The sequence below is a fragment of the Limimaricola sp. genome (genome assembly GCF_016125575.1).
Classification (GTDB): domain Bacteria; phylum Pseudomonadota; class Alphaproteobacteria; order Rhodobacterales; family Rhodobacteraceae; genus WGLM01.
In genome coordinates this window covers 249,139-270,766 of sequence record NZ_WGLM01000001.1, presented here as the reverse complement: position 1 = coordinate 270,766, position 21,628 = coordinate 249,139, and the positions used below count along the sequence as shown (strand labels likewise).

Here is a 21,628-nt window from a genome sequence, read left to right as displayed (position 1 = left end):
TGCATTCACCGCCGTGCCACGCTCGGATCGGGCGGTAGGAACGGAGGGGCGGATGCAAAACGCGATAATCGGCGTGGCGGGATGTGGCCGGATGGGCCTTGGCATGTTGCGCTGCTTGCGCCGCGCCAATTTCAGCGCGCGTGGCCTCGACATCCGAAGCGGCATCGGCCCCGAGGTGACGACCGACGCGGGAACCTTCGCAACCGGCCTGACCACCCTTGTGACCGTCGTGCGTGACGCCGAGCAGACCGATGCCGTCCTTTTCGGTGCGCAAGGCATCGTGGCGCGCGCACCCGGCCTGCGTCACATCCTAGTCTGTTCCACCCTGTCACCCCGCTACGTCCTGCAATTGCAGGACCGGGTGCCAACAGCCATCACCCTGATCGACGCGCCGATGTCCGGCGCGCAATCGGGCGCGGATGCTGGGACGCTGTCGTTCATGCTGGGGGGCGATGCGGCCGGTCTGGACGCTGTGCAGCCGTTGATCGACGCGATGGGCCGTGTCAGCCATCGGATGGGGCCCTATGGCGCGGGGATGCGCGCAAAAGTCCTCAACAACATGATTGCCGCGGCCTCGGTCACCACCACGCGGCTGGCGCTGGACTGGGCGATGGAAGGCGGGCTGGACCCCCGCGCGTTTCTGGACCTCGTCAACGATTCATCGGGGCAGACGTGGTTTTCCAGTGGCTTCGACCGGATCGAATTTGCCCGCGACGGGCTGGCGGATGACAATTCCATCGGCATTCTGGCCAAGGACGTGGCCGCCGCACTGGACGCTGCCCCACCCGGCGCCGATACCTCTTTGCCGGAAAAGTTGCGCGCCGCCATCCTGTCTCTTGGCCCGCTCGACGGGGTCTGAGCGCGGTGGACGTGACCGCGCCGCTGGCCGATAAGGCGGCATGACCGCCCGCGCGCCCTTGCCCATCGACGCCGCCCTGCCCGACCTTGTCGCGGCGCTGCGCGCACATGGCCGCGCGGTGCTTCAGGCCCCCCCCGGCGCCGGCAAGACGACGCGCGTGCCACTTGCGATGCTTGATGCGGGCCTTGTCACGGGGCGCATCGTTATGTTGGAGCCGCGCCGCCTGGCCACCCGCGCGGCGGCCGAGCGCATGGCCCAGACGCTGGGCGAGAAGGTGGGCCAGACGGTCGGCTACCGGATGCGCGGCGAGACGCAGACCAGCCCCGCTACACGGATCGAGGTGGTGACGGAGGGCATCCTGACCCGCATGTTGCAGGCCGATCCGGGGCTTGACGGGATCGGCGCGGTGATCTTCGACGAATTCCACGAACGCTCGCTCAATGCCGATCTGGGGCTGGCGCTAACATGGCAGGTGCGCGGCCTTCTGCGCCCCGACCTGCAGATCGTGGTGATGTCGGCCACGCTTGATGCCGGGCCGGTCGCCGCGCTGCTGGACGACGCGCCGCTGATCACCTCCGAGGGGCGCGCCTATCCGGTCGAGATCCGCTTTCGCGACACCGCCCTGCCGCGCGAGGCACGGCTGGAACAGGCAGTGGCCGATACCGTCCGGCAGGCGCTGGCGGAAACCGGGGGCGGCGTTCTGGTCTTCCTGCCCGGCGAGGCCGAGATCCGCCGGACCGAGGCGGCCCTGGCCCCGCATCTGCCCGCCGATGTCGCGCTGCGCCCGCTTTACGGCGCCCTGCCCTTCGCGGCGCAGCGCGCGGCCGTCGCCCCCGTCTCGTCGGGGCGCAAGGTGGTGCTGGCGACGGCGATCGCGGAAACATCGCTGACGATCGAAGACGTGCGCGTCGTGGTCGATGCGGGCCTCGCCCGCCGCGCCCGCTACGATCCGGGCGCAGGCATGTCGCGGCTGGTGACCGAACGGGTCAGCCGGGCCGAGGCGGCGCAGCGCGCGGGCCGCGCCGGGCGGGTCGCGCCGGGGCTGGCGCTGCGGATGTGGACCAAGGGCGAGGACGGCGCGCTGCCCGCCTTCCCCCCTGCCGAGATCGAGGCGGCCGATCTGGCCCCGCTGGCGCTGGAACTGGCGCTTTGGGGCGAGGACGACCTAGCCTTCCTCACCCCGCCGCCCGCCGGGGCCCTGGCCGAGGCGCGCGCCCTGCTGGCCGGGCTGGGCGCGATCGGCCCGGACGGCCGGATCACACCACATGGCCGGGCGCTGGCCGCGTTGCCGCTGCATCCGCGGCTGGGCCACATGCTGCAGGTGGCGGGAAAACAGGCCGCGCCCCTCGCCGCGATATTGGCAGAGCGCGATCCGCTGAAGGGCGCGTCGGTGGACTTGGCGCTGCGCCTGCGCGCGCTGGCCGGGCGCTATGCCGGACCGGGCACCGCGCTTGATCCCGTCATCGCGCGGATCAAGGCCGAGGTGCCGCGCCTGTCGCGCGGCCTGCCGCAGGGCGTGGCGCTGTCGCCCGGCGCGATGGCGGCGCTGGCCTATCCCGACCGGATCGGGTTGCGCCGCCCGGGCGATGCGCCGCGCTACCTGCTGTCGGGGGGCAAGGGCGCGGTGATGGACGCGGCCGATCCGCTGGCGGGCCAACGCCTGATCGTGGCGACCGATCTTGACGGCGACCCGCGCGAGGCGCGCATCCGGCAGGCCGCCCTGCTGAGCGAGGCCGAACTGCGCGGCCTTTTCGCAGACCAGATTACCCGTGCCGAAGTCTGCGACTGGTCGCGGCGCGAGGGGCGCGTGCGCGCGCGGCGGCAGGAACGCCTTGGCGCGCTGGTGCTGGATGACCAGCCCTGGCCCGACGCGCCGCCCGAGGCCCTTGCCCGGGCGATGTGCGAGGGCGTGCGCAGTCTGGGCCTTCGGCTGGACGGGCCGGCCGCGCGGTTCCGCGCGCGGGTAGAACTGGTGCGCGGCGGCGGCGCCTCTCTGCCCGCGATGACGGACGATGCGCTGCTCGACGGCCTTGAGATATGGCTTGCCCCCTTCCTGCAGGGCGTGCGCAGCGCCGAGGACTGGCGCCGGTTCGACCTGTTGCCGGCGTTGCGCGCGATGCTCGACCACGGCCAGATGCAGATGCTCGACCGTGCAGCACCCGCCCATTTCGAAACCCCGCTGGGCCGCAAGGTGCCCATCGACTATGATGGCCCCGCGCCTGAGATCACCCTGCGCCTGCAGGAAATGTTCGGCGTCACGCGCCACCCGATGATCGGGCCCGTGCCACTGCGGGTCACGCTGCTGTCGCCGGGGGGCAAGCCGGTGCAGACGACGACGGACATTCCCGGCTTCTGGGCCACATCTTACGCGGATGTGCGAAAGGAGATGCGCGGGCGCTACCCCCGCCACCCGTGGCCAGACGACCCCACGGTGGCCGAACCCACGCTAAGGGCCAAACCGCGCGGCACGTGACCATGCCCGGAAACCTCGGGTTGTTTGCCTTGGCCGCGAGACTCTGCTAAGTTATATTCATAAAACAAGAAACTCAGGCATGGAGGCAGCAGTTTTGGCCAAGGCCAACCGCATGACCGACGACGATCAGGACCGGGATCCGGCCCTGCAATTCGCCGCGCTTTGTCACCGGCGGGGACGCAAGGGGCGTGAGGTGCTGCTGGTCACATCGTCGCGTGGGCGCTGGATTCTGCCCAAAGGCTGGCCGATTGACGGGCAACATCCCCGCCAGACGGCGCTTCAGGAAGCTTGGGAAGAGGCCGGCGTAAAACGCGGCAAACCCTCGAAATCGGCACTGGGCAGTTTCGAAAGCATCAAGCGCTTTGACGACGGTGAAGAGATTCCTTGTGAAATCAAGGTGTTCGAGATCAAGGTCCAATCGATGTCGAAGGTCTTTCCCGAGGTCAAGAAGCGCAAGCGCGCTTGGGTCTCGCCGAAAAAGGCCGCCAAGATGATTGGCGACCCTGCTTTGCGTGACGTCTTCTCAATGCTCTGAGGCCGGCCTCAGCCGCCCAGAAAATCGCCCTTGCCCAGCACCACGCCGTCATGGCGCAGGATGTTGTAGGCCGTCGTCATATGAAAGTAGAAGTTCGGCATCAGGTAGCTCGACAAGTAGCTCGCACCGGTGAAATTCACCTCGCGCGGGCCGAACTTCATGACGATCGGCCGGGTTTCGGCTCCCTCGAAATTTTCCGCCGGCACGCTCTGCATGAAGGCGACGGTCTTGTCGATGCGCGCGCGCAACTCCTCGAACGTGGTTTCGGTGTCGGGATGGCTGGGGTTCTCGACCCCGCCCAGCCGCGCGGCGGCGCCCTTGGCGTTGTCGCAGGCGATGGTCACCTGCCGCCAGAGCGGCAGCATGTCGGGGAACAGCCGGTCCTGCATCAGGACAGAAGGATCGATCTTCTTCTCGACGCAGTGCGCCTCGGCCTTGGCAAGGATCGCTTTCAGCGCGTTCAGCGAATGGACAAGTCCGGGAATGGGGGATTGCATGGGTCTCTCCTATGGCGGGCTTCAGCGGCCCGGACCTGTCAGATAGAACGCAAGCGCCCCGCCGGAAACCCCCATCAGACGCCGAGGCACCACCGCATGATCGCCTTCTGCGCGTGCAGCCGGTTCTCGGCCTCGTCGAAGACCACCGAATGCGGGCCGTCCATCACCTCGCTTGTCGCCTCGTCATCGCGGTGGGCGGGCAGGCAATGCATGAAGAGGGCATCGGGTTTCGCCTGCGCCATCAGCGCCGCGTTTACCTGATAGCCACGCAACTGGTTGTGCCGCCGTTCGCGGGCCGATTGCGGGTCATGCATGCTGACCCATGTGTCGGTGACGACAAGGTCGGCGCCCTGCACCGCTTTATGCGGATCGCGCTCGATCGTGATCTCGGCCCCTTTCGCACGGGCCTCGTCAAGAAACACACGCTCGGGGTCCAGCGTTTCGGGGCCGGTGAAGGTCAGGTTGAAGCCGAACTGCCCGGCGGCATGGGCAAAGCTGGCAAAGACGTTGTTGCCGTCGCCCGACCAGACCACCTTTTTCCCGGCAATCGGCCCGCGATGCTCCTCGAAGGTCATCACGTCGGCCATGATCTGGCAGGGATGGCTGCGGTTGGTCAGGCCGTTGATCACCGGCACGGTCGCGTGTTCGGCCATCTCCAGCAGCACCGCCTCTTCAAACGTGCGGATCATGATCAGGTCGACGTAGCGGCTCATCACGCGGGCAGTGTCGGCGATGGTTTCGCCATGGCCCAGTTGCATGTCGGCGCCCGACAGCACCAACGTCTGCCCGCCCATCTGCCGCACGCCCACGTCGAAGCTGACACGCGTCCGGGTCGAAGGTTTTTCGAAGATCAGCGCAACCATGCGGCCCTTCAGCGGCTGGTCGTCGTCGGGCATCCCCTTGGGGCGGCCGTTGCGCGCGGTTTTCATCGCGCGGGCCGCGTCGATCATGCCGCGCAGCGCGGCGGGGTCGGTCTTGTTGATATCGAGAAAGTGCTTCATCTGCAGATCCTTCGCTCAGGCCGGCGCCATGCTGGCCGCGGCCTTGTCGAGCAGGGCAAGGCCGGTGACGATGTCCTCGTCAGGGATGTTCAGGGGCGGCAGGATCCGCACCACGTTGTCGGCGGCAGGCACGGTCAGCACCCCTGCCGCAAGGCCGGCCTTGACGACGTCGGTATTGGCCGCGCGGCATTTCAGGCCCAGCATCAGGCCCGATCCGCGGACCGCCTCGAAGATGTCGGGATAGGCCGCAACCAGCGCCTCCAGCCCCTGGCGGAAGAGGCCCGCCTTGCGGTTAACCTCGGCAAGGAAGGCATCGGTCGCGATGATGCCCATCACAGCGTTGCCGACCGCGCAGGCCAGCGGGTTGCCGCCATAGGTCGACCCGTGCGTGCCCGCCGTCATCGCATCGGCCGCCATCGCGGTCGCCAGCACCGCGCCCAACGGGAAACCACCGCCAATGCCCTTGGCCACCATCATGATATCGGGCGTGATGCCGGACCATTCATGGGCGAAAAGCTTGCCGGTCCGGCCCATGCCGCATTGCACCTCGTCGAAGATCAGGAGCAGCCCGTGTTCGTCGCAAAGGTCGCGCAATCCCTTCAAGCACTGGTCGGGCACCGGGCGGATGCCGCCCTCGCCCTGCACCGGCTCGATCAGGATCGCGCCCACGTCATGGCGGGCGGCGGCGTCGCGCAGCGCGTCGTGATCGCCGAAGGGGACATGAATGAAGCCCGCCAAGAGCGGCGAAAAGCCCTTGGTCATCTTCTCGGACCCGGCCGCGGCGATGCCCGCGCTAGAGCGGCCGTGAAACGACCCCTCGAAGGTGATGATGCCGGTCCGCTGGGGGCGGCCGGTGTCATTGAAATGCTTGCGCGCCATCTTCACGGCTAATTCGCAGGCCTCGGTCCCGGAATTGGTGAAAAAGACCGTATCGGCAAAGGTCGCCTCGACCAGCCGGTCGGCCAGTTCCTGCTGCTGCGGGATGGTGTAGAGGTTCGACACATGCCAAAGCGCATTGGCCTGTGCCGTCAGCGCGGCCACCAGCGCGGGGTTGGCATGGCCCAGCGCATTCACCGCGATCCCCGCGCCAAGATCAAGGTAGCGTCGCCCCGATGCCTCGGTCAGCCAGCTTCCCTCGCCCTTGACGAAGCTCAGGGGCGCACGGTTGTAGGTGGGCAGGATCGAGGAAATCATCGTTCTCTCCACAGGGGTCGCGGCCGGAAAAGGCCGTTCCTGTTGGTGGCCGAGGGGCGCGGGCGTGTCAACGCCCGGCAGTGCCCCTCCGCGCGCTCAGGCCTTCAGGCGATAGCCGCGCCGGAACCAGTGCCAGCACAAAGCAACGACTGCCGCCGATGCCACCAACACCACCGCAAGTCCCGTCAACGGCGGGCTGTCAGAGACGCCCAGCATGCCGAACCGCACACCGTCGATGATGTAGAAGATCGGATTGGCATGGCTCATCGTCCGCATCGGGTCGGGCAGCGCATCGATCGAATAGAAGGTGCCGGACAGGAACGAGAGCGGCGTGATCAGGAAGTTGCTGATCGCCGAAAGCTGGTCGAACTTGTTGGCGAAAATACCCGCGATCAGACCCAGTGCGCCCATGAAGACCGACCCCAGAAAGGTGAAGACCAGCACCCAAAGCGGATGCGCCAGACCCACCCCAAGGAAGATCCAGACCCCCAGCGCGATGACAGCCGCCACCAGCAGGCCGCGCGCCACGGCGCCGGCCAAATAGCCCGCCACAAGCTCTGCCCCGCTGAGCGGCGGCATCAGCGTGTCGACGATATTGCCCTGCACCTTGGCCGAGGCCAACGAGGACGAGGTATTGGCAAACGCGTTCTGGATCACCGTCATGGTCAGGATGCCCGGCGCGATGAACCGCAAAAAGGGCACACCCATCACGTCGCCGCGCTGCGAGCCGATCGCCAGCGTAAAAATCATCAGGAACAACGCGGCGTTGATCAGTGGCGCCATGACCGTCTGCGACCAGACATTCATGAAGCGCTGCACTTCGCGCGTCGCCAGCGACCACGTTCCCAGCCAGTTGACCCGGCCGAAACGCCGCACACCCATCTCCATCGCCATCGCGGGGTCTCCTTTCTGCACGGCGCAACCTTGTATCCGCCGTCAGGCTGCTTAGAATAGGGGATCGCCCGATGATGCAAGACCGGAACGCCCGTTGGGCCACCGGTGGCAAATGAACCAGAGGAAAAGCCATGTCCTGGACCGACGAGCGCGTCGAGCTGCTCAAGAAGTTGTGGACCGACGGCCAGTCGGCCAGCCAGATCGCCAAGGAACTTGGCGGCGTGACCCGTAACGCGGTCATCGGCAAGGTGCATCGCCTTGGCCTGTCCAACCGCGTGGGGGCCGGCGCCAGCGGTGAGACCGAGACGGCCGAGGCCCCTGCGCCCGCCGCCGCGGCACCGGCCGAGGCCGCCGCCGAGGTGTCTCCGGCTGCCGCCCCGGCGCAAGAGGCCGCCGAACAGCAAGATGTTATTGCGGACGAGAACGGTATCCCGATGAGTGCTGCGCGCCGCGCCATCATCCCCGCGGGCCAGCCGCTGCCGCCGCAACCTTCGGCCAACGAGATCAGCCCCGAGGCGCTGGCCAAGGTCAACGAGGTGGAAAAGACCGCCCGGCGCCTCAGCCTGATGGAACTGACCGAGAAGACCTGCAAATGGCCGGTGGGCGACCCCGCGACCGACAATTTCTGGTTCTGCGGCCTGCCCAGCCAAGCCGGCAAACCCTATTGCGAGGCGCATGTCGGAGTCGCCTTCCAGCCGATGAGCAGCCGGCGCGATCGCCGCCGCTAGGACTTTTCCAATCTCGAACATGAACGGCCGCCGGGTTACGCCCGGCGGCCTTGTCTTTTTGCAATGTCATAGGCGGATCAGCGGCAGCCCCATCAGCGCCTGCGCATAAAGACCGAGGCTCAGCGCGCCCCAGCCCAAGGCAACCCAGCGGACCGCCCCCGCGCCCAGTCCGGCCCGGTCCAGCAGCAGCCCTGCCAGCGGCAGCACCTGCAGCGCGTGCAGCGCCACGAAATGCGCGGGCCTGAGATCGCCCACCGCCGCGGACCAGCCGAAGAAGGGCAGCGTCGGCGCGCCGGGGGGCGGGTTGCCCACGAAATGGCTTAGCCGTGCGCCCATCGTGCCCGCGGTGATCATTGTCAGCACGAAGGACGCCGCCGCGCCCCAGCCGATGCCCGCCCGCGTCGCCGGGCCAAGGGCCGCCGCGCGGTCGGACACCGCCGCCCAGGCCACCACCAGCGGCCCGAGGATAAGCAGCACCGCGCCAAAGCCCATCAGGCGATACATGATGCTGTGAAAGCCGTCGCTCACGTAGAAATGCGACGGTTGCGCCTGCGCGGCCTGCACGAAGATATAGGCCATTTCGCCGAGGAACGCCGTGGCCATCACCCCGGCCGTCAGGCCCAGCGCGCGCCCCTCGCGCCATTCGGGCGACAGCACGCGCATGATCAGGGCGAGCGTCGCGAAATGCACGATGAAGGACAGGGCGAACTTGGCCGGCTTCACCCAGACCTGCGCGTCGCCCACCATCCGGTGATCGACCGCAGACCAGCCGACGGCCAGGGCCAGCAGCACCGCCGCGGCGGCCGTAAGGGTCAGGAACGGGTCGGGCCGGGCGGCGGAAATGGACAGCGACATCATGGATCAGCCCTCCTGCGGCTGAAAGGTGCGGGCCAACAGGCCCATTGGCCCCAGCGCACCGACCAGCGACCGGGCCAGCAGGTAGCCCAGCGGCCCGAACAGGAAGACGGTGCCAAGGACGAAGGCCTGAACGATCCGGCCGATCCCGGCGCGGTCCATCAGGCCTGCCGCCAGCGCGCCCACGATCATGTCGAACGCCAGGTAATGCACCCAGCCCGCGACAAGGACATAGTCGTCCATGAACAGCTGCCGCACCCCGGCGATCAAGCTGAAATCGCCCCCCGCCCCGGCGAAATAGGCAAGGATCAGAAGGGTATAGCCTGCCGACAGGACCAGCGGCAGCACCACGGCGGGCACCGCATTCAGCGCGGGCCAGCGGCGCGGCGCGAAGATCAGGATCGCCCATCCGGGCAGGGCCAGCGTGCCGGCAAGGCTGAACAGGGCATCGGGCGTCACGGCATCTCTCCACTGTAAGTTTCCATTGGAAATATAGATGGAGCGATTCGCTTGATCTGTCCAGCGGAAATATTTACGTTGGAAAGATAAGCCCGGAGAAGCGATGACCAGCCCCGAGACCCGCGACACCTACCACCACGGCAATCTCAAGAACGCCCTTGTCGCCGCGGGGCTGGAGATACTGGAAACCGAGGGCCTGCCGGCCTTGACCCTGCGGGCCATCGCCGCGCGCGTGGGCGTCAGCCATACCGCGCCGAAGAACCATTTCGGCTCTCTGCGCGGGTTGTTGACGGCGATCGCGGCCGAGGGGTTCCGCCGCCATGCCGCCTTCATGCGCGAAGGGCTGGGCGCCGCGCCCGACAGGCCCGCCCGCCTGCGTGCCGCGATGGAGGGCTATGTCCGCTTCGCCACGACGCATCCGCACCTTTTCGGCATGATGTTCTCGCCCATCCATTGCGATTTCGAAGATCCCGCGCTTGTCGCCGCGGCGGGCGAAAGCTTCGCGGTGCTGGCGGGCATCTCGGAAGGGCTGGACTGGGACAAGGGCACCGGCCCCGATGCCCTGCTCAAGACCGAGATGATGCTGTGGTCCATGGTGCACGGCTACGCGGTGCTGACCATGTCGGGCCAGATGGCGGGCGCCACGGGGCAAGACGACCTGCCGGGCATCGCCGAGATCATGCCCGGTTTCGGCTACCGCCCCGCCCCGGCCTGAGTCCCCGCCGCTACATCGAAGGACAGCGCCGCATCGACAAGGTGGCGCAGCTGCGCGGCGTAGACCGCGGACGGCTGGTCGGCCAGGCCATGCAGTTGCAGCCCCTGCCGCGCCAGCGACGCGCCCAGAAGTGCGGCAACGAACAGCGCGACATTGGCCGCCGCCCCTTCGCCCCCCAGCCGCGCACGCAGGGGCGCCAAGAGCTTGCGTTCCATCTCGGCGCGGACCAGCGGGCCGACATCGGGATCGGTGGCGTTCATCAGGATCATGCGCACCACCTGCCGCTCGAAACCCTCTTTCGCGGGGTTCGAGAACTTGGCCAGGATCGTGCCGAACGGGTCTTCGGTGCCGTCGAACAGGTCAGGCCAGTCGAAGGCGCCGTTCAGCGCGGCCTCGAACAGCCCCTGCTTGCCGCCGAAATAGCGCGAGATAAGCGCCACATCGACGCCCGCCGCCCTCGCGATGTCGCGCAGCGGCACGTTGGAATAGCCGCGCGCCCAGAATGCGGCGCGGGCAGCCTCGACAAGCTTGTCACGGGTCTGGTCGGCCTTGCGCATCCTGTCCTTGTGACGCGCGCGGCAAATTTCGTCAACATCCGTTGACAAGACGCCCTGTCAGAGCTACCTGAAAGTCAACAAACGTTGACAAAGGACCAAGCCCATGCCCAATACAGCCCTGATCACCGGCGCCTCGTCCGGCCTTGGCCGCGAGTTTGCCCGCATCCATGCCGCCCGCGGCGGCGACCTGATCCTGACGGCGCGGCGCGGCGATGCGCTGGAGGCGTTGAAGGCCGAGTTGCAGGGCAAGCACGACATCGCGGTCCATGTCATCGTGCAGGATCTCGGCACGCCGGGCGGGGCCGAGGCGTTGATCGCGGCGGTCGAGGCGGCGGGCCTGTCGGTGGACGTGCTGATCAATAACGCGGGCTTTGGCGGCCACGGCGCCTTTACCGACCGCGAGCTGCCGCGCGACCTGCAGATGCTGGAGGTGAACGTGCGCGCGCCGATGGTGCTGAGCCACCATTTCGCCCGCGCGATGGCCGCGCGCGGCAAGGGCCGGATGCTGCATGTCGGCTCGACCGCCGGAATGTTGCCGGGGCCTCTGCAGGCCACTTACTATGCCTCCAAGGCCTTCGTGAACAGCTTTGGCCAGGCCCTGGGCGAGGAGTTGCGCGCGCAGGGTGTCACCTCGACCGTGCTGGCACCCGGGCCCGTCGCGACCGAGTTCTTCGAGACGGCGAACCTGACCTCCACCGCGCTGGGCAACAGCGCGGCCCCGGCAGGCAAGGTCGCGCGGATCGGCTATGACGCGATGCTGGCGGGCAAGCCGCTGGTGATCGACGACTGGCGCATGGCGCTGGCCCTGGGCTGGGTCCTGCCGTTCCTGCCGCGCCGCACGGTCCTGGGAATGGTGCATCGGATGCAGAAAAAGCGGGTCTGACGGGGCCTTCCCCCACACCCGCCGCTCGCGTATATCCGCGCGGATGAGCCAGAACCCGCCCGACCTTCGCCCCGACCTTGCCCGCGCCCGCGTGCCCGACGCCGCGCGCCCGGGCCAGCCGACCGTCGGCATGGTCAGCCTTGGCTGCCCCAAGGCGCTGGTCGATAGCGAACGCATCCTGACGCGGCTGCGCGCCGAAGGCTATGCGATCAGCCCCGACTATGCCGGCGCCGATGCGGTGATCGTTAATACCTGCGGCTTCCTCGACAGCGCCAAGGCCGAAAGCCTGGAGGCCATCGGCGAGGCGTTGCGCGAGAATGGCCGGGTCATCGTCACCGGCTGCCTGGGGGCCGAGCCCGACTACATCACCGGCGCGCACCCCAAGGTGCTGGCCGTCACCGGGCCGCATCAATACGAACAGGTGCTGGACGCGGTCCATGCCGCCGTGCCGCCCGCGCCCGACCCGTTCATCGACCTGCTGCCCGCCAGCGCCGTCTCGCTGACGCCGCGGCATTACAGTTACCTCAAGATTTCAGAGGGCTGTAACCACAAGTGCAAGTTCTGCATCATCCCCGATATGCGCGGCCGGCTGCAGTCGCGCCCGGCGCACGCGGTCCTGCGCGAGGCCGAGCGGCTGGTTGACGCGGGGGTGAAGGAACTGCTGGTCATCAGCCAGGACACCTCGGCCTATGGCCTCGACCTGCGCCACGCGACCGAGAAGGGCCACCGCGCCCACATCACCGATCTGGCGCGCGATCTTGGCAGTCTCGGCGCATGGGTGCGGCTGCATTACATCTACCCCTACCCGCATGTGCGCGACCTGATCCCGCTGATGGCTGAGGGCCTTGTGCTGCCCTATCTCGACGTGCCGTTCCAGCACGCCCATCCCGACACGCTGCGCCGCATGGCCCGGCCGGCGGCGGCGGCGAAAACGCTGGATGAAATCGCCGCATGGCGCGCGGTGTGCCCCGAGATCACCCTGCGCTCGACCTTCATCGTCGGCTATCCGGGCGAGACCGAGGCCGAGTTCCAGACGCTGCTGGACTGGCTGGACGAGGCGCAGCTCGACCGGGTCGGCTGCTTTCAGTACGAGAACGTCAAGGGCGCCCGCGCCAACGCCCTGCCCGACCACGTGCCCGACGCGGTCAAGCAGGAGCGCTATGATCGCTTCATGGAAAAGGCGCAGGCGATTTCGGCGGCGAAACTGGCTGCCAAGGTTGGAAAAACGATAGAGGTCATCGTCGATGCCGTCGATGACGAGGCCGCCACCTGCCGCACCAGGGGCGATGCGCCAGAGATCGACGGCACGCTGTTCATCGACGAGGGCTTTGCCGGGCTGGCGCCCGGTGACCGGCTACATGTCGTGGTGGAAGAGGCCGACGAATACGATCTCTGGGCGCGCCGGGCCTGATTTCCGGACTATGCCAAAAAGACAGGCATTTGCCGTATGCCTGTGCAAACACAATCGTGATACCTTGATCCCGCGGCGCGTCGACAAGCGCCGATCGGAGGGAACAAGATGAACGTATCTCGTGGATTTCTCGTGATGGGCTGCCTCTACCTGATCGCTGGTATCAGCATCGGGATGTACATGGGCGCATCGACCGACCACACGCTGGTGCCGGCCCATGCGCATATCAACCTTCTCGGTTTCACGTTGATGAGTGTCTTCGGTCTTGTGTATCGCGTCGTTCCTGCCATGGCCGAAAGCGGGCTGGCCACGGCCCATTTCTGGCTGCACCAAGTGGGCACGCTGCTGCTTGTCACCATGCTTGTCCTGCTGCTGACCGGCCGCATCGCCGAGACGGCGATGTTCCCGGTGGCCCCCATCGCGGAGGTTCTGGTGATGCTGGGCGTTCTCAGCTTTGCCGCCAACCTGCTGCGCAACGGCCGCTGAACGGCCGTTCCGGGGGTGCCCGAACCTGACGCTGGGCTGACCGGCGGCGGGCACCCCTCCCTTGCAGAACCGGCGCGAATGACGATATTAGGCGGCGGGAAAGGAGCGGGCGCAGACTCGTATTACAAAACTGTAATGCACCCGTGACTTTTTCGTGATACCACCCTAATAGGTGTCGCGACGGCGAAGCTGACAAGGCGAGACGATCGATGGACAGTCCTTATGAGGGTGGCCGGAACCTGACGCCGCAGCAGGCTGGGGGACATGATTTGGCCACGGCCCGCACCTCGCATCCTCACACCATGCTTCCGCGTGTGACGCGCGATGTGCCCGCGCCTGCGCGCCGTCACTATCGCAGCCTGTTCCTGTCGGATTTCCACCTTGGATCGAAGGGGTGTCAGGCTGTCGAACTGGCCGAATTCCTGCGCCATCACAGCGCCGATCATCTCTATCTTGTGGGCGATGTCTTCGATACGTGGCGGCCAATGGGCCCGAACTGGACCCCCGAACATGATGCCGTCGTGCGCCAGCTGATGGACATCCAGCAATCGGGCACGCAGGTCACCTATCTTCCCGGTAACCATGACGCCCTTTTCATGCGCTTTCAGGGACGGCATTTCGACGCGGTCACCATCGCCCAGCAATGCATACACGAAGCGGCTGACGGGCGGCGCTACCTCGTCATCCACGGCGACAGTTGCGATGTGTTTGCGCGTACCGTGCCGTGGCTTGCCAATGTCGGCGCGTGGATGGAAAGCCTGCTGCGCGAGGTCAACAAGCAGGTAAACCGCGGCCTGAAACGCCTTGGCTGGCGGCGCTGGGACGGGATCGAGGAACTGGTAAACGTCGTCAACGGCATGTTGCGCGCCTCCGACCGGTTTGAAGAGCGGCTGTCGGCATTGGCCGTGGCGCAGGGCCTTGATGGCATCGTCTGTGGTCATTTCCATCAGCCTGCCCTGCATGCTCGTTTCGGTGTGGCCTATGCCAATTGCGGCGACTGGGTGGAAAACCGCAGCGCCATTGCCGAAGAGGCCGATGGCACGCTGCGCCTTCTGGACTGGTCCGATCGTCGGCCAGTCCCCGGCACGCCGGAGGCCGGGCAGCAGGACGAAGACGGGCTGGCGCTGGCCAACTAGTATGCAGGCCGAATTCTGGATCGCGGCCTTTGTCATTGTCGCATTCGTCATTCAGACGATCACCGTTGGTACGGTCTGGATGAGGCTCGGTCGGCGCGCGCCCAAGGGCGGCATCGCGGGTCGCCCCCCGGTCAGCGTGCTGCGCCCGGTGCGCGGGATCGAGAACCATATCGAGGAAACGCTGGCCTCGACCTTTACCCCCGCCTACCCGGACTATGAAATCCTGTTCTGCTGCGCCGATGCGGACGACCCGATCGTGCCGGTGGTCGAACGGCTGATCGCGGCGCATCCGCAGGTCGACGCGCGGCTGCTGATCGGCGACGAACGGCCCAGCGGCAACCCCAAGCTCAACAACCTCGTGAAGGGCTGGTACGCCGCGAAATACGACTGGATCCTGATGGCCGACAGCAACGTCCTGCTGCCGCCCGACTATCTCGACCAGCTTCTCGGGCATTGGACGCCGGGCACCGGGCTGGTCAGCTCTCCGCCTGCAGGCATCCGCCCCGAAGGATTCTGGGCCGCGCTCGAGGCGGCCTTTCTCAACACCTACCAGGACCGGATGCAGCTGATGTCCGACAGCATGGGCAACGGCTTTGCCCAAGGCAAGATGCTGTTCTGGCGGCGCGATATCCTTGAAGATGCGGGCGGGCTGGTGAAGCTCGGCCAGGAAATGGCCGAAGACGTGGCGTCGACCAAAGCGGTCCGAGGCCGCGGCCTGAAGGTGCGCCTGTTGACCGCGCCGCTGCCGCAGCCCTTGGGCCGGCGCAACTGGGCCGAGGTCTGGAACCGGCAGGTGCGCTGGGCGCGTGTGCGGCGGCTGGGCTTTCTCGGCCTTTTCATGGCCGAGATCGCCTCGGGCGGGTTCTTTCCGATGCTGGGCCTCGCCCTGCTCGGCGCGACGGGCGTGCTGTCATGGCCCATGGCGGCCCTCGGCGCGCTGGCGTGGTACGGTGCCGAATGGCTGCTGGCGCGGCGCGCAAGCTGGCCGGCCGGCCCCGCCGACATCGCCGCGTGGCTGTTGCGCGACGCGCTGATCCCGGCGCTCTGGGTCTCGGCCTGGGCGGGCAGCGGGTTTGAGTGGCGCGGCAACAAGATGACCGTGGCCCAGATCCCAGGACAGGACGGAAAGGGGCGCGGCTGATGTTCACCACGGCCGCACTGGCGCAACTTCTGCAGACCTACGGACTGGCGCTGCTGTTCCCCATCGCCATCCTCGAAGGACCGATCGTCACCGTGATCGGGGCCTACTTCGCGCGGCTGGGGTATATGAACGTCGTTGCGGTCTATGGCGTGTGTGTGCTGGCCGACCTTGTGGGCGATGCCGGCATGTACGCGCTGGGCCGGGCCGGGCCGCGCTTCTTGCCTGCACACTGGCTGGCCCGGATCGGCGGCGACGAAGCACGGCTGGCCGCCCTTGTCGCGCATTTCAAGGCCAAGGGCGGGCGCACCATCGTGATCGGCAAGATCACCCATTCGGCGGGGTTTCTGGTGCTGCTGGCGGCCGGGGCGGCGCGGATGCCGTTTTGGCCGTTCCTTTGGTACAACCTTGTCGGCACCGTGCCCAAGACGTTGTTCTTCACCATCGTCGGCTTCACGATTGGCCATGCCTATGCCAGCATCAACGGCTATATCGGCAAGATCTCGGTCGTCATGCTGATCGCGCTCGTTGCAGCGGCGCTGTTCTGGTACGTCCATTCCAAGGGCCAGAAGGAATGAGCGGGCTGACCTGCATCATCCCCGCCTATAACGAGGCGGCGCGTATCGGCGCGGTGCTGGAAGCGGTCGTCGGCCATCCGGGCGTGGACGAGGTGATCGTCGTGGACGACGGCTCGACCGACGGCACGCCCGCGCTGGTCCGCGCGGTCACCGGCGCGCGGCTGATCGAGATGGACCGCAACGGCGGCAAGACGCGGGCCCTGCTGGCCGGCGTGGCCGCCGCGCAGGGCGCCCACCTGATGCTGATAGATGCCGACCTGACCGGGCTGACACCTGCCCATCTGGACGCGCTGATCGCGCCGGTGACCGCAGGCCGCGCCGAGGTGGCGATCAGCTTGCGCGACAATGCACCGGCGCTTTGGCGGATGATCGGGATTGATTACATTTCGGGCGAGCGGGTGCTGCCCAAGGCCCTGCTCGACGGGCACGAGGCCGCGCTGCTGAACCTGCCGCGCTTCGGCTTCGAGGTCTATCTCAACCGCCTGCTGATCGCGCGGCGCGCACCGGTGGCCGTGGTGCGCTGGCGTGGCGTGCAAAGCCCGCTGAAGGGCCGCAAGTATGGCTGGCGCAAGGGGCTGGTTGCCGATGCGAAGATGATCGGTGACATGGCCCGCAGCGTGGGCCCGATGGCTCTGGTGCAGCAGGTGGTGACAATGCGCCGCCTGCGCGTCAGCTGAGCAATCGCCAGATCACGCAGACCCAGACAAGGCCTACCGCGACGCCCGTCAGCGCCACGGCTGCACTTCCGGCGTCCTTGGCCTGCCCCGCCCGGTCGCGCCGTTCGGTCGAGATGTCATCAACCACCCGTTCGATTGCCGTGTTCATGCATTCGGCGGCAAGGATCATCACGCCCCCCATCAGCAGCATCGCACGTTCCGTGCTGGACAGCGGCAACAGGAACGCCGCGGTCAACGATACTGCGTTGGCCCACAGCCATTGCTGCAGCGAACCCTCGGTACGCCAGACATGCACCACCCCCTGCCACGACCATTTCGCGCGCAGCCAAACCCGCCGCATCGTCTCGATCACCATGCTCCCCTGCGCCTCCCCGCGCCTGCCACGGGCATGGCCGGCTCCGGCGGACTCCCGCGCACGACCCGGCCCTGCCTGACCCAACGGCATGTTTGCAATATTCATCACAATTTCCAAATAATGTCATGATCCCCGGTTATGATGGGTCCGGTATTCAGGGAGGGATCGCGTGGATTATCCAGCCTTTGCCCGATCCGAGCGGATTGCCGACGCGCTGGTTCATGCGCTGGCGGTTACGCTGGCCTTGTGTGGAACCATCCTGCTGATCGTGCTGGCCAGTCCGCGCCTTGGCGGAAGCCGGGTTGCGGCGCTGAGCATTTACGGCGGCGCGATGAGTTTCAGCTTCATCGCATCGCTTTTCTACCATTTCACCCCTTGGGAACGGCTGCGCCCGTCGCTGCAACGGCTCGATCATGCCGCGATCTACGTCAAGATCGCGGGCACCTACACGCCGCTTGTCGTCATGCTGGGGTCCGTCTTTGGCTATGTTGTTCTGGCCGTGGTCTGGGTGCTGGCGCTGATCGGCGCCGCAGCCAAGCTGTTCTTCTGGCGTGCGGCGGGGCGCTATTCCACCACGCTTTACCTGCTCTTGGGCTGGATGAGCCTGCTGCTGGCGCTGTCGCTGATGCAGGTGCTGCCGATGACGGCGCTGATCCTGATCGGACTGGGCGGCGCGCTTTATACCGCGGGCACGCTATTCTTTTCGTGGGAAGACCTGAAATATGCGATGGCCATCTGGCACGGCTTCGTGCTGGCCGGATCAGGCTGTTTCTTTGCCGCGATCAGCATCGGTGCGTTTGCCGCCTAGAACCCCGCCGCCACCCGCTGCACCAGCGCGTAACGCTCGGCATTGCCGGGATGGGTGCTCATGAAATCGTTGCCGGGATCTGGCAGCCGGAAGAAAAAGAGCGCGCCCTTGACCGGGTCATAGCCCGCATCATGGGCGATGACGGTGCCAAGGGCGTCCGCCTGCAACTCGAATTCCTTCGAATATCGCCGCGCGCCCAATTCGGCGCCAAGCTGCTGTGCTGCCCGCAACTGCGCGCGCGTGGTCCGGCCATTGGCCGCAGCGATGCGCACCATCGCGTCGGCCCCGGCGGCGGCATTGGCCTGCGTCAGCGCAAGATGACCAAGAATATGGTGCGCCACCTCGTGCGACATGACGAAGGCCAACTCATCCGGGTTTTGCACGCTGGCGATCAGTGCGATGGTAAAGACAATCACCGGGTGCCCATTTCGGTCGGTGGTCTGAAAGGCGTTGGGCGGCTGGCGTGGATCGCTGTCGACACCGATCACGAAGTTGCAGTCGCGACCGGGGGCGCGGGCCCGGCAATCGCTGGCAGCAACCGGGGCGACATTGTCGACCACGTCGAGGAACATCTGCACCGCCGCCCGCGCCGCCGCGCTGCGCTCGGACGAAACAGGCGCCGACGGCGTCTTGGGCGCAGCCACGTCGCAGGCGGCGAGCCCGAGGCAAACTATGACGATCAGAAGGCGACGCAGGAACATGCACCGCAGTCTAGCCCGGTCACGCCCGCAGGCCAGAGGGGAAAGGCGCGCACCCGTGCTTGCATCGGCGAAAGGGCGCGCTAGGCTGCCCAGCATGTTTACCATTGAACACGAGTTCGACGCGACCGTGGTGACGCTGGTCGATGAAGGGCCCGCGCCGCTGACAGAGGACGTCACGATCAACGCCTTCGAGGATTGCGTGACGCTGGAACAATACGACGCGCGCACCGACAGTGTGGTCAAGATCACGCTGTCGATGGTGCAATTGCGCGATCTGGAAGCGGCGCTGGACCTGCCCGAAGGGGTTTACCGGCTGCGCCCCGCCGAAGAGGGCGAGGGCTGAGCGCTCTGCCCCGGCTCAGTCCAGCCGGAACACCTTGTCGCGCGCGGTGGCGCCCCGGACCAGCACAAGGCGCGACTTCGGCACGCCCAGCGCCTTGGCCAGCAGTTTGACCACGGCGGCGGTCGCCTTGCCGTCCTCGGGGACCGTGGTGACATAGACCCGGATCGCCCCCGCCTCGGCCACGATCCGGTTGGACGCGGCCTTGGGCGTGACACGCACGGCAATCTCGGCCCCCGGCCGGGCAAGGTGGGACAGATCGGTCATGCGCCCTGATAGCATCCCGATCCGCCCTTGGCAGGGCTTTCGCCTTCGGCGAGGATATTTAGGAGCCAGAAGAAGAGGTATTCACATGAGCACGGGGTTTTTCTGGGACGAACGCACGTTCTGGCATGGCGGTGGCAATTACGCCGGAATGTTGCCGGTGGGCGGGCTGGTGCAGCCCGGCGGCGGCCTGCCGGAAAACCCCGAGACCAAGCGGCGGTTGAAGAACCTGATCGAGGTGACGGGGCTGGCGCGCGAACTGGACCTGCGCGGCGCGCCCGAGGCCAGCCGCGAGGACCTGCTGCGCGTCCACCCGGCCGACTACCTTGACCGGTTCAAGGCGCTGTCGGACGCGGGTGGGGGCGAATTGGGCCGGCGCGCGCCCTTCAGTTCCGGCGGATACGAGATTGCGGCGCTGTCGGCCGGGCTGGCGGTGGCCGCGCTCGACGCGGTGCTGCGTGGCGAATTGGACAATGCCTATGCCCTGTCGCGCCCGCCGGGGCACCATTGCCTGCCCGAGGGGCCGAACGGTTTCTGCCTGATGGCCAATATCGCCATCGCGATCGAGGCTGCGCGCGCCGCTGGCCGGGCCGCGCGCTTTGCCGTTCTGGACTGGGACGTGCACCACGGCAACGGGACCGAGGCCATTTTCTACGACCGCGCCGACGTGCTGACCGTCTCGATCCACCAGGACCGGAATTACCCGATGGATACCGGCGCCTTCGCCGACCGGGGCGAAGGCGCGGGCAAGGGGGCGAACCTCAACATCCCGCTGCCGCCGGGCTGCGGCCACGTCACCTATCTGGCCGCGCTGCGCCAACTGGCCCTGCCGGCGATCCGCGCGCATCAGCCGGACGTGATCATCGTCGCCTGCGGCTTTGACGCTGCCGCGAACGATCCGCTTGGTCGAATGCTGGCGCACCAGGGCACCTTCGCCGAAATGACCCGGGCGGTGATGGAGCTTGCCCATGATGTCTGCGGCGGGCGGCTGATGATGGCGCATGAGGGGGGCTATTCGGAAACCTACGTGCCCTTCTGCGGCCATGCCGTACTGGCCGAGATGGCGGGCAGCAGCATCGCGGCGCCCGATCCTTTCGGCGATGTCTTTGCCCTGCGCCAGCCCGATGCCGCCTTCGACGCCTTCGTCGAGGCCCGGCTATACGAGATGGCGCAGGCGCTGGCCACGGGCTATTGAACGGGCACAACGACAGGAGCCGCCATGCCCGCCCGCAACCAGCCCGCCCTCGATTTCCTGCTGACCCGCCGCTCGCGCCCCGCGAAAACGCTTGTCCGCCCCGCGCCCGACCGCGACCAGCTGACCGAGATCCTAACTGCCGCCGCGCGGACGCCCGATCATGGCAAGCTGGAGCCGTGGCGCTTTGTCGTGCTGGGCCGTGCCGCGCTGGACCGGCTGGCGCAATCCGTAGCCGCGCGTGCCGCCACGCTGAGCCTCGATGCCGCGGCCACCGAAAAGGCCGTCTCGCAATACCGCGACAGCCCGCTGGCCGTCGTCGTCATCGCCAGCCCCAAGGCACAGGACAAGGTCCCGCAGATCGAACAGACATGGTCCGCCGGCGCGGCGTGCCTCGCGCTGCTGAACGCCGCGCTGGCGGCGGGCTGGGGGGCCAACTGGCTGACCGGCTGGGCCGCGCATGACCGCGCGCTGATGGGCCCCGCGCTGGCGTTATCCGATTGGGAATCGGTCGTGGGTTTCGTCCATATCGGGACCGAAACCGCCGCGCCGCCCGAGCGGCCCCGGCCCGACCTTGCCCGGATCGTCGATTGGCAGCTGGACTGACCGGCCTCAGTGCGGCGGGTTGAAGCGGTGGAAGAGGTCGATATCCTGAAGCGTGATCACACCCGATACGATGATCGCGCAGAGGCCCGCCCAGATCAGCAAGGCCCAAATCGTGGTGATCTTCGCCTTGCGGCGAAAGCTGAAACTGGCCGGCGACGAGGCCGTCGTGCCGTGCTCGACCTTGCCATCCTCGCCTTGGGTGACCAGCCGTAGCGGCAGCACGATGAAGAAGACCAGCCACCACGTGACGGCGAGCAGGATGATTGCGGAGAACCAGTTCATTTAA

The 21,628-nt window shown here is 67.1% G+C and carries 27 protein-coding genes; 16 read left to right on the top strand and 11 right to left on the bottom strand.

Translation table 11 applies throughout. The annotated features are described in order from the left end of the window. The first annotated feature begins 52 nt into the window (after positions 1–52). The 3 genes from GC146_RS01495 (at position 53) to GC146_RS01485 (ending at position 3,867) form a co-directional block, all read left to right on the top strand. Entirely contained in the window at positions 53–859 is an 807-nt protein-coding gene (locus tag GC146_RS01495) for an NAD(P)-binding domain-containing protein (RefSeq protein WP_291833359.1), read from the top strand. A gap of 40 nt (positions 860–899) precedes the next feature. Beyond that, positions 900–3,332 (top strand): ATP-dependent helicase HrpB, encoded by a 2,433-nt coding sequence (gene hrpB, locus GC146_RS01490; protein ID WP_291833356.1) that lies wholly within the window; start codon positions 900–902, stop codon positions 3,330–3,332. A gap of 112 nt (positions 3,333–3,444) precedes the next feature. Then, positions 3,445–3,867, top strand: coding sequence for an NUDIX hydrolase (locus tag GC146_RS01485; protein WP_291833354.1), 423 nt, complete (start codon positions 3,445–3,447; stop codon positions 3,865–3,867). Between the two features lie 8 nt (positions 3,868–3,875). Here the strand turns inward: GC146_RS01485 and GC146_RS01480 are convergent, their stop codons facing one another. From GC146_RS01480 to GC146_RS01465, 4 genes are all read right to left on the bottom strand, one after another. Next, positions 3,876–4,364: a DUF1993 domain-containing protein gene (locus GC146_RS01480; RefSeq protein ID WP_291833350.1), complete on the bottom strand. Its 489-nt coding sequence runs from the start codon at positions 4,362–4,364 to the stop codon at positions 3,876–3,878. A gap of 74 nt (positions 4,365–4,438) precedes the next feature. Then, positions 4,439–5,365, bottom strand: coding sequence for an ornithine carbamoyltransferase (argF, locus tag GC146_RS01475; RefSeq protein ID WP_291833348.1), 927 nt, complete (start codon positions 5,363–5,365; stop codon positions 4,439–4,441). 15 nt (positions 5,366–5,380) lie between these two features. After that, the gene (locus tag GC146_RS01470) at positions 5,381–6,559 is read right to left on the bottom strand and encodes an aspartate aminotransferase family protein (protein WP_291833345.1); all 1,179 of its coding nucleotides are present in this window, start codon (positions 6,557–6,559) and stop codon (positions 5,381–5,383) included. Between the two features lie 96 nt (positions 6,560–6,655). Further along, positions 6,656–7,453, bottom strand: a complete 798-nt coding sequence (locus GC146_RS01465) for an ABC transporter permease (protein WP_291833342.1) — start codon at positions 7,451–7,453, stop codon at positions 6,656–6,658. A gap of 131 nt (positions 7,454–7,584) precedes the next feature. On the opposite strand from GC146_RS01465, the gene GC146_RS01460 reads away from it, so the two are divergent. Further along, positions 7,585–8,181: a GcrA family cell cycle regulator gene (locus GC146_RS01460; protein ID WP_291833338.1), complete on the top strand. Its 597-nt coding sequence runs from the start codon at positions 7,585–7,587 to the stop codon at positions 8,179–8,181. Positions 8,182–8,247: 66 nt separating this feature from the next. Here the strand turns inward: GC146_RS01460 and GC146_RS01455 are convergent, their stop codons facing one another. Together GC146_RS01455 and GC146_RS01450 are read right to left on the bottom strand one after the other, a co-directional pair. Next, entirely contained in the window at positions 8,248–9,039 is a 792-nt protein-coding gene (locus tag GC146_RS01455) for a hypothetical protein (protein ID WP_291833335.1), read from the bottom strand. Positions 9,040–9,042: 3 nt separating this feature from the next. Continuing rightward, positions 9,043–9,495, bottom strand: a complete 453-nt coding sequence (locus GC146_RS01450) for an abscisic acid-deficient protein Aba4 family protein (protein WP_291833332.1) — start codon at positions 9,493–9,495, stop codon at positions 9,043–9,045. Positions 9,496–9,598: 103 nt separating this feature from the next. On the opposite strand from GC146_RS01450, the gene GC146_RS01445 reads away from it, so the two are divergent. Then, entirely contained in the window at positions 9,599–10,210 is a 612-nt protein-coding gene (locus GC146_RS01445) for a TetR/AcrR family transcriptional regulator (protein WP_291833329.1), read from the top strand. Here the strand turns inward: GC146_RS01445 and GC146_RS01440 are convergent. Beyond that, positions 10,189–10,767: a TetR/AcrR family transcriptional regulator gene (locus GC146_RS01440; protein ID WP_291833326.1), complete on the bottom strand. Its 579-nt coding sequence runs from the start codon at positions 10,765–10,767 to the stop codon at positions 10,189–10,191. The two genes, GC146_RS01445 and GC146_RS01440, sit on opposite strands and share 22 nt — an antisense overlap. A gap of 103 nt (positions 10,768–10,870) precedes the next feature. Between GC146_RS01440 and GC146_RS01435 the strand changes: the two genes are divergently transcribed. The 7 genes from GC146_RS01435 to GC146_RS01405 all read left to right on the top strand — a co-directional run bounded on the left by GC146_RS01435 (position 10,871) and on the right by GC146_RS01405 (position 17,076). After that, a complete protein-coding gene (locus GC146_RS01435; RefSeq protein WP_291833324.1) occupies positions 10,871–11,650 on the top strand; it encodes an SDR family oxidoreductase in 780 nt (259 codons plus the stop codon). Between the two features lie 43 nt (positions 11,651–11,693). Further along, on the top strand, positions 11,694–13,061 hold the full coding sequence (gene rimO, locus GC146_RS01430) for a 30S ribosomal protein S12 methylthiotransferase RimO (protein WP_291833319.1): 1,368 nt from the start codon (positions 11,694–11,696) through the stop codon (positions 13,059–13,061). 108 nt (positions 13,062–13,169) lie between these two features. Beyond that, positions 13,170–13,547, top strand: coding sequence for a hypothetical protein (locus tag GC146_RS01425; protein WP_291833316.1), 378 nt, complete (start codon positions 13,170–13,172; stop codon positions 13,545–13,547). A 302-nt stretch (positions 13,548–13,849) separates the two neighbouring features. Next, positions 13,850–14,683: a UDP-2,3-diacylglucosamine diphosphatase gene (locus GC146_RS01420; protein WP_291833314.1), complete on the top strand. Its 834-nt coding sequence runs from the start codon at positions 13,850–13,852 to the stop codon at positions 14,681–14,683. 1 nt (position 14,684) lies between these two features. Then, a complete protein-coding gene (locus tag GC146_RS01415) occupies positions 14,685–15,824 on the top strand; it encodes a ceramide glucosyltransferase (RefSeq protein ID WP_291833311.1) in 1,140 nt (379 codons plus the stop codon). Then, positions 15,824–16,399 carry a VTT domain-containing protein gene (locus GC146_RS01410; RefSeq protein ID WP_291833309.1) on the top strand — a complete coding sequence of 192 codons (576 nt, stop codon included), beginning with the start codon at positions 15,824–15,826 and terminating at the stop codon, positions 16,397–16,399. The genes GC146_RS01415 and GC146_RS01410 overlap by 1 nt, the downstream gene beginning before the upstream one ends. After that, positions 16,396–17,076, top strand: coding sequence for a glycosyltransferase family 2 protein (locus GC146_RS01405; protein ID WP_291833306.1), 681 nt, complete (start codon positions 16,396–16,398; stop codon positions 17,074–17,076). Before GC146_RS01410 ends, GC146_RS01405 begins: the two co-directional genes overlap by 4 nt. Here the strand turns inward: GC146_RS01405 and GC146_RS01400 are convergent. Further along, positions 17,069–17,431: a diacylglycerol kinase gene (locus GC146_RS01400; RefSeq protein WP_291833303.1), complete on the bottom strand. Its 363-nt coding sequence runs from the start codon at positions 17,429–17,431 to the stop codon at positions 17,069–17,071. The genes GC146_RS01405 and GC146_RS01400 overlap by 8 nt on opposite strands. 169 nt (positions 17,432–17,600) lie before the next feature. Here GC146_RS01400 and GC146_RS01395 point away from each other — a divergent pair, with 169 nt between their 5' ends. Then, a complete protein-coding gene (locus tag GC146_RS01395) occupies positions 17,601–18,239 on the top strand; it encodes a hemolysin III family protein (protein ID WP_291833300.1) in 639 nt (212 codons plus the stop codon). On the opposite strand, the gene GC146_RS01390 is transcribed toward GC146_RS01395, so the two are convergent. Next, positions 18,236–18,940, bottom strand: coding sequence for a M48 family metallopeptidase (locus GC146_RS01390; RefSeq protein ID WP_291833298.1), 705 nt, complete (start codon positions 18,938–18,940; stop codon positions 18,236–18,238). The two genes, GC146_RS01395 and GC146_RS01390, sit on opposite strands and share 4 nt — an antisense overlap. A gap of 94 nt (positions 18,941–19,034) precedes the next feature. Here GC146_RS01390 and GC146_RS01385 point away from each other — a divergent pair, with 94 nt between their 5' ends. Beyond that, on the top strand, positions 19,035–19,283 hold the full coding sequence (locus GC146_RS01385; protein ID WP_291833297.1) for a hypothetical protein: 249 nt from the start codon (positions 19,035–19,037) through the stop codon (positions 19,281–19,283). A 15-nt stretch (positions 19,284–19,298) separates the two neighbouring features. Here the strand turns inward: GC146_RS01385 and GC146_RS01380 are convergent, their stop codons facing one another. Then, positions 19,299–19,547 (bottom strand): DUF167 domain-containing protein, encoded by a 249-nt coding sequence (locus GC146_RS01380; RefSeq protein ID WP_291833294.1) that lies wholly within the window; start codon positions 19,545–19,547, stop codon positions 19,299–19,301. A gap of 85 nt (positions 19,548–19,632) precedes the next feature. Here GC146_RS01380 and GC146_RS01375 point away from each other — a divergent pair, with 85 nt between their 5' ends. Together GC146_RS01375 and GC146_RS01370 are read left to right on the top strand one after the other, a co-directional pair. Beyond that, on the top strand, positions 19,633–20,739 hold the full coding sequence (locus GC146_RS01375; protein ID WP_291833293.1) for a class II histone deacetylase: 1,107 nt from the start codon (positions 19,633–19,635) through the stop codon (positions 20,737–20,739). 24 nt (positions 20,740–20,763) lie between these two features. Continuing rightward, on the top strand, positions 20,764–21,342 hold the full coding sequence (locus GC146_RS01370) for a nitroreductase family protein (RefSeq protein WP_291833291.1): 579 nt from the start codon (positions 20,764–20,766) through the stop codon (positions 21,340–21,342). Between the two features lie 6 nt (positions 21,343–21,348). On the opposite strand, the gene GC146_RS01365 is transcribed toward GC146_RS01370, so the two are convergent. Then, entirely contained in the window at positions 21,349–21,624 is a 276-nt protein-coding gene (locus GC146_RS01365; RefSeq protein WP_291833287.1) for a DUF1467 family protein, read from the bottom strand. Positions 21,625–21,628 lie beyond the last annotated feature (4 nt).

Bases quoted from the DNA above. Each gene is read 5' to 3' on its own strand.
- GC146_RS01495 (WP_291833359.1), top strand. From the start codon at position 53: ATGCAAAACGCGATAATCGGCGTGGCGGGATGTGGCCGGATGGGCCTT.
- hrpB (WP_291833356.1), top strand. From the start codon at position 900: ATGACCGCCCGCGCGCCCTTGCCCATCGACGCCGCCCTGCCCGACCTT.
- GC146_RS01485 (WP_291833354.1), top strand. From the start codon at position 3,445: ATGACCGACGACGATCAGGACCGGGATCCGGCCCTGCAATTCGCCGCG.
- GC146_RS01480 (WP_291833350.1), bottom strand. From the start codon at position 4,364: ATGCAATCCCCCATTCCCGGACTTGTCCATTCGCTGAACGCGCTGAAA.
- argF (WP_291833348.1), bottom strand. From the start codon at position 5,365: ATGAAGCACTTTCTCGATATCAACAAGACCGACCCCGCCGCGCTGCGC.
- GC146_RS01470 (WP_291833345.1), bottom strand. From the start codon at position 6,559: ATGATTTCCTCGATCCTGCCCACCTACAACCGTGCGCCCCTGAGCTTC.
- GC146_RS01465 (WP_291833342.1), bottom strand. From the start codon at position 7,453: ATGGCGATGGAGATGGGTGTGCGGCGTTTCGGCCGGGTCAACTGGCTG.
- GC146_RS01460 (WP_291833338.1), top strand. From the start codon at position 7,585: ATGTCCTGGACCGACGAGCGCGTCGAGCTGCTCAAGAAGTTGTGGACC.
- GC146_RS01455 (WP_291833335.1), bottom strand. From the start codon at position 9,039: ATGATGTCGCTGTCCATTTCCGCCGCCCGGCCCGACCCGTTCCTGACC.
- GC146_RS01445 (WP_291833329.1), top strand. From the start codon at position 9,599: ATGACCAGCCCCGAGACCCGCGACACCTACCACCACGGCAATCTCAAG.
- GC146_RS01440 (WP_291833326.1), bottom strand. From the start codon at position 10,767: ATGCGCAAGGCCGACCAGACCCGTGACAAGCTTGTCGAGGCTGCCCGC.
- GC146_RS01435 (WP_291833324.1), top strand. From the start codon at position 10,871: ATGCCCAATACAGCCCTGATCACCGGCGCCTCGTCCGGCCTTGGCCGC.
- rimO (WP_291833319.1), top strand. From the start codon at position 11,694: ATGAGCCAGAACCCGCCCGACCTTCGCCCCGACCTTGCCCGCGCCCGC.
- GC146_RS01425 (WP_291833316.1), top strand. From the start codon at position 13,170: ATGAACGTATCTCGTGGATTTCTCGTGATGGGCTGCCTCTACCTGATC.
- GC146_RS01420 (WP_291833314.1), top strand. From the start codon at position 13,850: ATGCTTCCGCGTGTGACGCGCGATGTGCCCGCGCCTGCGCGCCGTCAC.
- GC146_RS01415 (WP_291833311.1), top strand. From the start codon at position 14,685: ATGCAGGCCGAATTCTGGATCGCGGCCTTTGTCATTGTCGCATTCGTC.
- GC146_RS01410 (WP_291833309.1), top strand. From the start codon at position 15,824: ATGTTCACCACGGCCGCACTGGCGCAACTTCTGCAGACCTACGGACTG.
- GC146_RS01405 (WP_291833306.1), top strand. From the start codon at position 16,396: ATGAGCGGGCTGACCTGCATCATCCCCGCCTATAACGAGGCGGCGCGT.
- GC146_RS01400 (WP_291833303.1), bottom strand. From the start codon at position 17,431: ATGGTGATCGAGACGATGCGGCGGGTTTGGCTGCGCGCGAAATGGTCG.
- GC146_RS01390 (WP_291833298.1), bottom strand. From the start codon at position 18,940: ATGTTCCTGCGTCGCCTTCTGATCGTCATAGTTTGCCTCGGGCTCGCC.
- GC146_RS01385 (WP_291833297.1), top strand. From the start codon at position 19,035: ATGTTTACCATTGAACACGAGTTCGACGCGACCGTGGTGACGCTGGTC.
- GC146_RS01380 (WP_291833294.1), bottom strand. From the start codon at position 19,547: ATGACCGATCTGTCCCACCTTGCCCGGCCGGGGGCCGAGATTGCCGTG.
- GC146_RS01375 (WP_291833293.1), top strand. From the start codon at position 19,633: ATGAGCACGGGGTTTTTCTGGGACGAACGCACGTTCTGGCATGGCGGT.
- GC146_RS01370 (WP_291833291.1), top strand. From the start codon at position 20,764: ATGCCCGCCCGCAACCAGCCCGCCCTCGATTTCCTGCTGACCCGCCGC.
- GC146_RS01365 (WP_291833287.1), bottom strand. From the start codon at position 21,624: ATGAACTGGTTCTCCGCAATCATCCTGCTCGCCGTCACGTGGTGGCTG.